The sequence below is a fragment of the Shewanella sp. 4t3-1-2LB genome (assembly GCF_017368415.1).
Taxonomy (GTDB): domain Bacteria; phylum Pseudomonadota; class Gammaproteobacteria; order Enterobacterales; family Shewanellaceae; genus Shewanella; species Shewanella fodinae.
The window spans coordinates 1-1,769 of sequence record NZ_JAFNJD010000100.1 but is presented as its reverse complement, the minus strand read 5'-3'; the positions used below and the strand labels follow the sequence as shown (position 1 = coordinate 1,769).

Annotated in this window: 1 protein-coding gene; it reads right to left on the bottom strand. The window is 44.9% G+C overall.

Annotation, left to right across the window (positions count from 1 at the left end):
• Nucleotides 1-25: 25 nt before the first annotated feature.
• Nucleotides 26-1,636, bottom strand: coding sequence for an IS1634 family transposase (locus J3L11_RS18725; protein WP_041154801.1), 1,611 nt, complete (start codon nt 1,634-1,636; stop codon nt 26-28).
• Between the last annotated feature and the right edge of the window lie 133 nt (nt 1,637-1,769).

The window sequence follows — 1,769 nt, the reverse complement described above, 5'->3', positions numbered from 1 at the left end:
TTATATCCGACATTCCGCAGCTAATTTAGGAATAAACTACCTCATAGAGTCTACCGAGTAATTTGAGTAGTTGTGTTTGGTGCTCTTGAAGTCCAGTGATGAACCGATGGCCGTTAATCTCTAACGTATCAATGCCTTCGAACTGCAAGAAGACCCAACGTGCCGTCGGTTTTGCTGTCGTCTTGTTCTTTACCATACTTGGGAAGAACGCTTCGGTTTGTGCGAGTTGCTCTCTGATTTTGTGTTCTAAACTGGCGTAAACAAGCAAGCTCAACGTCATTATCATTAGCAACGCTTCAATGCGCTCAGGCTTTTTCAAAAAGATGGAAGAGGTTAAAAACTCAGGGCTTTTTAGAAAGCGGAAGCCACGCTCGACTTTTTGTTGCGATTTGTAATGAGCTAGCAGAGCTGCCATGGTGAGTGCTTCATTGTCGGTGTCATTCGTCGCGAGGATAAACATGCCTACTTTGAGCCTAGCCAGTTTTACTTTTTCTAGGTCGGTGAAGGGAGCGGCCTCGATAAAGTATTGGTATCCTGTCGGTGCTTCATCTGTCTTTGGGCGCCCCGAATGAGAGTAAGTCGGCAGTTTGATGAGAGTGCCTTGTTCAAACCCTAGTAAGTCACATTGTTTCTTGAAATCGTTAAACGCGAGTTCTGCGTCAACTTCACAAGCGAATGGTTTTTTACTTAGCTTTCTCAACGCTTTGATTTCTTTTGCTATATTTGCCTCTAAGTTCTTGAAGAAAGTGATTTCTTCCCGCTTGGTGGCTTGTTCACTGTGAACGAGCAACCAACGTTGATTGACCTTTCCGTAATCCGAGTTTATCCAACACCCTGAGTAGCCATGATCGATAGCGCTCAATTGCTCTGGCTCTAGCGCAAGCAGTGCTTGTTTTGCGAGCTTGATGGTCATCGGTACACGGGTAATGAACTTTTGATTTTGCTCATCTAGCGAGGAGATGCTTTCTTCGGTGTACAAGGCAGCATCAGCGATAAAATAACGACTATTTTGCGCGGCTTTTAGGCAATGTATGTGTCTTTTAGTGACTTCAGCGAATGCCTTGGCATCATTGGTGTTGCCACTCAGTGCTTGCATGTAAACAGGAATACCTGCTTGGTTTTCACAGATGAGTTCAAGCACCACTTGGTTAAGCTCTGGCCTATGATCCCGACTGTAGCCTCGTACAAGCTTGATCACGTTGGTGTTTTCATCTTGTGCATACTCACCATCAACGTGAAAGCTGGTGATATCAAGATGAACTGAATCCGTCGTCAAGCCCAGTTTATCAACAACACGCTCAGCAATAACCTGATAGAGCGCAGAGACATCGGCTTCGTATAGAGCATCTAAGGTGCGCCCTAGTACATCATCAGTAAGATGGTGTGCTTCAATCTCCTTGGCGAGTAGCTTAGACACAGGCTTGGTCTTAAAAAAGTCCGAGAACATGTGCAGTGTTCTGCTATGAAAGCCAAGTCCATTTAGGAGCATGGCCAATACCGCGTCACCATGAGAAACATTGTGGTCAGAATATTTTGGGATAACGGCATCTATCATCCGTGGCAGGCCAATTTCGTGACAAAAGGCGGCAATGAGACCAAGGTGATCTAAGCGTTTAATAACAGGATGGGTAGACATATTTTGAGACCGTCAAATAGCAGCAATAGATCAAAACTGTCGATCGCGGTCAAGATGGTGCCGTGGTTTTTATGAAAAACTGATCGCCAGATCACGCTATTTAAATTCTGGAATTAGCTGCGGAATGACGGTT